An 8,039-nucleotide genomic window follows, 5' to 3' on the forward strand; every position below is an offset into this window, starting at 1 on the left:
GTACTGGTTTAAAGTTAATCCACTATATAATCCGTCATTCCCGCGCAGGCGGAAATCTAGGAATCTTTGGGATTCGGCGATTTTTAGAGATTCCTGAAACTCCAAAGGTCTGGATTCCCGTTTTCACGGGAATGACGGTCGTGAGGTTGCTGCAATTTTGAAAGGTCGTCTGAAACCTACAACCCGTTATTTCCAAAAGCCGCCTGCAAAACACACAATCGAATAAAAGTAACAAATATTCCAAGGAAAACCATATGAATCCCATCCTGCCACGCCCGCTGCACATCGCGGCGCGGATTGTGCTGGCTTCGGCCGGAAGCTACTGGGTATCCGCGCTGGCGGCGGGTACGGTTCCGCTTTATGCGGGCGGGTCAACCAATGCCGTTTACGGCGGCACCCTCCTAGGCATCACGCTGCTGCCGCTGGTATTTCTGTGGGCGTTGGCGGCGCGGCGGCTGCGGACGGTGTTTTGCGCGCTGTCGCTGTCGGTGTTGCTGCTTTCGGCGGCAGGGGGGCTGCCGCATGGCTAAGGAGGCGGGGCTGCGCAAGGTAATGGCAGAAATCCACACATGGACGGGGCTGATCTGTTCGTGGGTTTTGTTCGTAATATTCCTTGCGGGAAGCATTGCGTTTTTCCGTGCCGAACTGGATGTATGGTTGCAGCCGGAGCTGCCGTTTTCAGACGGTCTGCCGGACGAACGGGTTTCGCTGGCGACCGCCCTGGACTATCTGCGCCGCCATGCGCCGAATGCGGCAGAATGGTCGGTTTCTCTGCCGACCGAACGTTCGCCGTACTTGGATTTGGGCTGGACGGAGCGTGGGACCGAAGAGGCGTCCTATACCACCATCAGCCCTTATCCTAACGCGCCGCAGTCCAAACCGCGCGAAACGGCGGGGGCGGGTTATCTGGTTTCCATCCACAGCAACCTCGCGGCGGCGGAATACGGCGGTTACTGGCTGACGGCTGCGGCCGCGGTGGTCGCGCTGGCTGCGGTAATCAGCGGCGTGATTGTGCATAAAAAGATTTTGGCGGAGTTTTTCACTTTCCGCGCAGGCAAAAAGCTCAGAAGCTGGCTGGACGCGCACAACCTGCTGGGTGTTCTGCCGCTGCCGTTTCATGTGATGATTGTTTACAGCGGCCTCTTGCTGACTTCGCATACGGTGATGACCTACAGCCAAACGGCAGCGGAATTGTCGGATGAAGAATTCGAGGCGCGCTCCGCCTATGTGCCGAGGTCGTCTGAAAACGCGGGAGAGCGGCGGAAGATGGCGGATTGGTATCCGACGGTGCAGAGGCTGCGCCCAAACGGGACGGACAAGGAAATCAACTTGACCATCACCGACCCCGACCGCAAAGAAGCGGTGTTGTCGGCGGATTATTTCGACAAAAGAAGCGTCGGCTCGAACCCTGATTTGTCGGTAGCGGTACGTTTGCGCGACGGGGCGCAGGTGTATCGCAAAGATGCCTACGGCGGCTTCGAACAGGCCTACTCTTCGCTCTACAGCCTGCATACGGCGGGCTTTGCCGACTATCCGACGCTCTGGCTTTATTTCTTCAGCGGCATGGCGGGTTGCGGCATGATTGCGACAGGTGCGGTAATGTGGCCGATGAAACGGCGCAATCGCAAACAGCCGCCCCTGTGCGGGATTGCGTGGGCGGAGCGCATCAACATCGCCGTGTTCGCCGGCTTCCCACTCGCCTGCGCCGCCTTTTTCTGCACCAACCGCCTGCTGCCCGCAGACTGGGACGGGCGCGAAATTTGGGAAGCGCAAAGCCTCTTTGCCGTCTGGGCCGCCGCTGCGGTTGCCGCCTTCTTCCCTTGCCCCGCGCATATCAAATGGCGCGGTCTGTTTTACGCCGCCGCCGCACTGTGCGCCCTGATCCCGCTCTTGGATATTTATGTCGGACGGCCTCTCTGGCTGTCGATTCGGTCGGGGGACACGCTCTATTGGACGGTGGAACTGTGTTTCCTGACATTTGCGGCAATATTCTTCCTCATCGCCCGCCGCATCGCAAAGGCGCAATGACCATGCTGTATTTCCTTATGTTTTCCCTCTGCTTCGGCGGCTTTTTCTGCCTCATGCTCTCGCAAACGCCCCACGCCAAAACCATGCTCGGACGCCCCGTCCAACACCCCGCCCGCCTGCGCCTTGCCGGCGCAACCCTCCTCGCCGCCGCCCTTGCCGCCGCACTCGCTTCGCCCCATCCCGCCGCCGCCAGCACAAGCTGGTTCGGCTGCCTGAGCGCAGGCGCAGCCTTGTGCGCGGTTGCGGTTTATTTTCGGGGAAAGGGAGCCCGCAGGAAGTAAAATTTATCGGATTAAAATCAAAAGTCGTCTGAAACAAAACAACGTTTTCAGACGACCTTATTTATATAGTGGATCAAATTTAAATCAGGACAAGGCGACGAAGCCGCAGAGTACAGATAGTACGGAACCGATTCACTTGGTGCTTCAGCACCTTAGAGAATCGTTCTCTTTGAGCTAAGGCGAGGTAACGCCGTCCTGGTTTAAAGTTAATCCACTATAGAATGTTTTGAATAAACGAAGGTAAAAAGCATGGATAAGGTTTTAGACGACCTAAAACGTCGTCTGAAAATCCAATCATCGAAAAGAAAAACCGGATTCCCATCAAAGGAATCCGGTTTGTTTTATTCCAAACTTAGAAATTCATTCTCACGCCTACGCGGACGGAGCGTCCCGACTGCGGGGCGATGTATTTAAATAAAAAAGAAACGTTTTCAGACGACCTTTTTTTATACAACCCTCTTATTTCCGCATCTCAACCAACATCCGACACACGCCCAATCCTGCCGCTGCCAAGATTGCGGCAGCAAAGCCGATGTTGGAAATGCCCGCCCACACGGTAACGTAATGTCCCAAAAGCGCGCCGCCGCCGATGCCGACGTTGTAGAGGCCTGAGTAAATCGAGTTGGCCACATCGGTCGCATCCGAGGCAAAGTCCAATACTTTGGAGACCATGCTGAGGCTTAAGACGACGATGGCGATACCCCAGACAAACACCAGCGCGTAAACGGCTATCGGGTAAGCGGCAAGGGGAAGCAGGCAGAGCGTTGAAGCCATGATGACAGATACCGAGGTCATCAGGAATGTGCGCTGGTGTTTGGCAAACCATTTGCCGAACAGATACGACGCGGCAAACCCCGCCAGTCCGTACAGGCTCAAGACGATGGTCACTTGTTCGGGCGCGAAGCGGCCGGCTTGCAGGACGAAGGGTTCGATATAGCTGTATGCCGTAAAGTGGGCGGTAATCAGGAGGACGGTCAGCGCGTAGAGCAGCATGAGGTTTTTGCGCTTGAGCAATCCGGGCAGGCTTTTGAGCGAACCTGTGTTCACGCTGGGCAGCAGCGGCAGGTTTTTCGCCAATATGCCCATGACCGCTGCCGCGCAAAGTCCGATAAGCAAAAAGCTGAACTGCCAGCTTGAATGTTGCCCGATAACGCGCCCCAGCGGGATGCCCGCCACCATCGCCATGACCGTACCCGTACTGAGCAGCCCCAAAGCCTGATTGCCTTTACCCTGCGGCGCGACACGTACCGCCAGCGAGGCGGTAATTGACCAAAACACGGCGTGTGTCAGAGCGATGCCGATGCGGCTGACGAGCAGGATTTCGAAACTTCGGGCGAAATAGGAAACGATGTGGCTAATGGTAAAGAACGCGAAGAGGACGAGCAGCAGCTTGCGGCGTTCGATGTTTTTCGTTGCCAGCATCAGCGGCAGCGACAGCAGCGCGACGATCCACGCATACACGGTAATCATGATGCCGACTTCGGTCGGCGGCATATTGAAGGTCGCGCCGATGTCGCTCAATAGGGCAATCGGGATATATTCGGTGGTGTTGAAAATGAATGCGCCGACCGCCAGGGCGATGACGCTTAGCCATTGTTTGTTTGTGTTTGCTGACATTGGGGTTTCCCTTTTTATATTTGTCTTCAAAAATTTATCGATTTTGTAATTATACTACTTTCAGACGACCTTCCTACTGCGACGACACAAATTTCCACCCTAGACGCTCCCGCATCATCGGCATACAATCTTTGCATGAACACCAAACGCCCCAAGATCTCCCGTTTTGCCCATATTTACGGTATGAACGGGCAATTCGTCCTGTTGGAACAGCATTCCGAGTGGATGCCGGTCAACGATGCCGACTACGACAATGCGCCCGCATTGCCGGAGGGGTTCGTGTTTGCGGATGAAGCGTTCTATACGACCGACGGCAGCGTGCCGCCGCTTGTCCTGCCCGACAACATCAAAATCTTCAACGAAGAAGCACGCAAACTCGAACGCCGCAGGCTCGATGCGCTGGCTTTGGAAGAGTTGGGCAAAAACCTCGCCGCAGCCCAAGCCGAGAGCGACCTCGAAGCCCTGCTCGAAAAAATCGACTTTCATTTGAAACAAGACAATCTGTTCAAATAAAACTTTTCAGACGACCCTCCAAGCAGCAAAGGGGTCGTCTGAAAGATAAAATCGTTGACAATCCAAACCGATTTGGTACATTGTTCAACACTTATCAATCCCCGTTTCCCAACCGACAAAGGAGTCGAGAAGATGTTTTCAAAAAGCGTCAACCTAGCCCAATATGATCCGGATCTGGCAGCCGCCATCGCCCAAGAAGACCAACGCCAGCAAGACCACGTCGAACTGATTGCTTCCGAAAACTACGTCAGTTGCGCCGTGATGGAGGCACAAGGTTCGCAATTGACCAACAAATACGCCGAAGGCTACCCCGGCAAACGCTACTACGGCGGCTGCGAATACGTCGATATCGTCGAACAGCTGGCAATCGACCGCGTCAAAGAACTCTTCGGTGCAGAATACGCCAACGTCCAACCCCATTCCGGCTCCCAAGCCAACCAAGCCGTGTACGCCTCCGTCCTCAAACCCGGCGACACCATCCTCGGCATGAGCCTCGCCCACGGCGGCCATCTGACCCACGGTGCCAGCGTCAACATTTCCGGCAAACTCTACAACGCCATTACCTACGGCTTGGATGAAAACGAAGTCCTCGATTACGCCGAAGTCGAACGTCTCGCGCTCGAACACAAACCCAAAATGATCGTTGCCGGCGCATCTGCCTACGCCCTGCAAATCGACTGGGCGAAATTCCGCGAAATCGCCGACAAAGTCGGTGCCTACCTCTTTGTCGATATGGCGCACTACGCAGGCCTGATTGCCGGTGGCGAATACCCCAATCCCGTCCCATTCTGCGACTTCGTGACCACCACCACCCACAAAACCCTGCGCGGCCCGCGCGGCGGCGTGATTTTGTGCCGCGACAACACGCATGAAAAAGCGTTGAACTCTTCCATCTTCCCAAGCCTGCAAGGCGGCCCGCTGATGCACGTCATCGCCGCCAAAGCCGTTGCGTTCAAAGAAGCCCTGCAACCCGAGTTCAAACAATACGCGAAACAGGTGAAAATCAACGCCGCAGCGATGGCGGAAGAATTGGTCAAACGCGGTTTGCGCATCGTTTCGGGTCGTACCGAAAGCCACGTTTTCCTCGTTGACCTGCAACCGATGAAAATCACCGGCAAAGCCGCCGAAGCCGCATTGGGCAAAGCAAACATCACCGTCAACAAAAACGCCATTCCGAATGACCCGGAAAAACCGTTCGTTACCTCCGGCATCCGCATCGGCTCCGCCGCCATGACCACGCGCGGCTTTAACGAAGCCGATGCCCGAGTCCTTGCCAACCTCGTTGCCGACGTGTTGGCAAATCCTGAAGACGAAGCGAATCTGGCAAACGTCCGCAAACAAATCACCGCGCTTTGCGACAAATATCCCGTTTACGGCGCGTAACCGGCTTGCCAGTTTAAGCATTTTGTAACACGGAAAGGTCGTCTGAAAATCCTGAAAAAGGGTTTTCAGACGACCTTATTTGTTTTTGGTGCTTGATTCTTGAAGCGGCAGGCAAAAATCCCGCATTTGCCCCTTTCTTTCCGCCTGCAAACGGAGTACATTTACCCCCATTGTTAACAATTTTACGGAACACACATCATGGAGAAATTTCCCAAGTCGTCCAAGCTGGACCATGTTTGCTACGACATCCGCGGCCCGGTACACAAAAAAGCCCTGCAACTCGAAGAAGAAGGCCATAAAATCCTCAAGCTCAATATCGGCAACCCTGCGCCGTTCGGCTTTGAAGCGCCCGATGAAATTTTGGTGGACGTAATCCGCAACCTGCCGACTGCGCAGGGCTATTGCGATTCCAAAGGGCTGTATTCCGCCCGCAAGGCCATCGTTCATTACTATCAAACTAAAGGTCTGCGCGACATTTCGGTCAACGACGTTTATATCGGCAACGGCGTTTCCGAACTGATTACCATGTCCATGCAGGCGCTTTTAAACGACGGCGATGAAATCCTGATTCCCGCACCCGACTATCCGCTGTGGACGGCTGCCGCCACTTTGGCGGGCGGTACGGTGCGCCATTATCTGTGTGACGAAGAAAACGACTGGTTTCCCAACCTTGCCGATATGGAAGCCAAAATCACACCGAAAACCAAAGCCATCGTCGTCATCAACCCCAACAATCCCACCGGAGCGGTGTACAGCAAAGAAATCCTGCTTGAAATCGCCGAGTTGGCGCGCAAACACGGTCTAATCATCTTTGCCGACGAAATCTACGACAAAATCCTCTACGACGGCGCGGTACACCACCACATTGCCGCACTCGCCCCCGACCTGCTGACCATTACCTTCAACGGACTCTCCAAAGCCTACCGCGTTGCCGGATTCCGCCAAGGCTGGATGGTGCTCAACGGCCCGAAAGAACATGCCAAAGGCTATATCGAAGGCCTTGATATGCTCTCGTCCATGCGCCTGTGCGCCAACACGCCCATGCAACATGCCATCCAAACCGCTTTGGGCGGCTATCAAAGCATCAACGAATTCATCCTGCCCGGCGGCCGCCTGCTGGAGCAGCGCAATAAAGCGTGGGAAATGGTAAACCAAATTCCCGGCATATCCTGCGTCAAGCCGATGGGGGCGCTGTATATGTTCCCAAAAATCGACACCGAAATGTACGGCATCCATGACGACATGAAATTCATCTACGACCTGCTCGTGCGCGAAAAAGTCTTGTTTGTCCAAGGAACGGGGTTCAACTGGATACGCCCCGACCATTTCCGCATCGTTACCCTGCCGTACACCCACCAAATCGAAGAAGCCATGGGCAAACTCGAGCGCTTCTTACAGACTTATCGGCAATAAGGCGGGATAACGATATGAAAAAATGCGTTGTCCTGACCGGCGCGGGAATCAGTGCCGACAGCGGGTTGCTGACTTTCCGCGACGCGGGCGGTTTGTGGGAAGGGCATAGGGTTACAGATGTCTGCACGCCCGAAGCCTTGGCGCGCAATCCCAAGCTGGTGATTGATTTTTATAACCAGCGCAGGCTTCAGGCAAACGCCGCCGAGCCGAACGCCGCGCATCTGGCGTTGGTCAAGCTGGCGCAATATTACGATGTACACATCATCACGCAGAATGTGGACGCGCTGCACGAAAAGGCAGGCAGCAGCCAAGTATTGCACCTGCACGGCGAGCTGAACAAACTGCGCAGCACTGTCGATGACGACGAAATCATCGAATTTACCGGCGAACAGACCGACGATGTACGCGACAGCCAAGGCAATCCGATGCGCCCGCATATCGTATTTTTCGGCGAACAAGTACCGATGTTTGACGCGGCGGTCGAAGAAATGCGCGATGCCGATGTGGTCATGATTGTCGGCACGTCGATGCAGGTTTATCCGGCGGCTTCGCTGATTCATTACGCGCCGCCCGCTGCGGAACGCTATCTGGTCGATCCGAACCCGCAAGGCGTGGGCGCGGATGTCGAAGTGATTCCGAAACGCGCGGCGGAAGGCGTGCCGGCATTGGTTGAGCATTTGATTAGTCGGGCTTAAGACGGTTTGAAAATGCGGAAACGTCGTCTGAAAACGGGCAATGCTTGTTTTCAGACGACGTTTTGTTTTGCAATGGTTATAGTGGATTAAAATAAAAATGAGACAAGGC

The 8,039-nt window shown here is 55.0% G+C and carries 8 protein-coding genes; 7 read left to right on the forward strand and 1 reads right to left on the reverse strand.

What is annotated here, in order from left to right:
* Nucleotides 1–299: 299 nt before the first annotated feature.
* From HMPREF3050_RS04830 to HMPREF3050_RS04840, 3 genes are read left to right on the forward strand one after another with little or no spacing between them, the layout of a single operon-like run.
* A complete protein-coding gene (locus tag HMPREF3050_RS04830; RefSeq protein ID WP_246830224.1) occupies nucleotides 300–530 on the forward strand; it encodes a transporter in 231 nt (76 codons plus the stop codon).
* Entirely contained in the window at nucleotides 523–2,028 is a 1,506-nt protein-coding gene (locus HMPREF3050_RS04835; protein ID WP_070773751.1) for a PepSY-associated TM helix domain-containing protein, read from the forward strand. The genes HMPREF3050_RS04830 and HMPREF3050_RS04835 overlap by 8 nt, the downstream gene beginning before the upstream one ends.
* A 2-nt stretch (nucleotides 2,029–2,030) precedes the next feature.
* Entirely contained in the window at nucleotides 2,031–2,309 is a 279-nt protein-coding gene (locus tag HMPREF3050_RS04840; RefSeq protein ID WP_242925847.1) for a DUF3325 family protein, read from the forward strand.
* A gap of 459 nt (nucleotides 2,310–2,768) precedes the next feature.
* On the opposite strand, the gene HMPREF3050_RS04845 is transcribed toward HMPREF3050_RS04840, so the two are convergent.
* Nucleotides 2,769–3,926, reverse strand: a complete 1,158-nt coding sequence (locus HMPREF3050_RS04845) for a sugar transporter (RefSeq protein ID WP_070773753.1) — start codon at nucleotides 3,924–3,926, stop codon at nucleotides 2,769–2,771.
* A 135-nt stretch (nucleotides 3,927–4,061) separates the two neighbouring features.
* Between HMPREF3050_RS04845 and HMPREF3050_RS04850 the strand changes: the two genes are divergently transcribed.
* From HMPREF3050_RS04850 to HMPREF3050_RS04865, 4 genes are all read left to right on the forward strand, one after another.
* A complete protein-coding gene (locus HMPREF3050_RS04850) occupies nucleotides 4,062–4,439 on the forward strand; it encodes a hypothetical protein (RefSeq protein ID WP_070773755.1) in 378 nt (125 codons plus the stop codon).
* 132 nt (nucleotides 4,440–4,571) lie between these two features.
* Nucleotides 4,572–5,822 (forward strand): serine hydroxymethyltransferase, encoded by a 1,251-nt coding sequence (glyA, locus tag HMPREF3050_RS04855; RefSeq protein ID WP_060974415.1) that lies wholly within the window; start codon nucleotides 4,572–4,574, stop codon nucleotides 5,820–5,822.
* A gap of 198 nt (nucleotides 5,823–6,020) precedes the next feature.
* Nucleotides 6,021–7,235: a pyridoxal phosphate-dependent aminotransferase gene (locus HMPREF3050_RS04860; protein ID WP_070773757.1), complete on the forward strand. Its 1,215-nt coding sequence runs from the start codon at nucleotides 6,021–6,023 to the stop codon at nucleotides 7,233–7,235.
* Nucleotides 7,236–7,249: 14 nt separating this feature from the next.
* Complete coding sequence (locus tag HMPREF3050_RS04865) at nucleotides 7,250–7,930, forward strand: SIR2 family NAD-dependent protein deacylase (RefSeq protein ID WP_070773759.1); 681 nt, start codon at nucleotides 7,250–7,252, stop codon at nucleotides 7,928–7,930.
* Nucleotides 7,931–8,039: the final 109 nt, after the last annotated feature.

The organism is Neisseria sp. HMSC065D04, assembly GCF_001815675.1.
Lineage (GTDB): Bacteria > Pseudomonadota > Gammaproteobacteria > Burkholderiales > Neisseriaceae > Neisseria.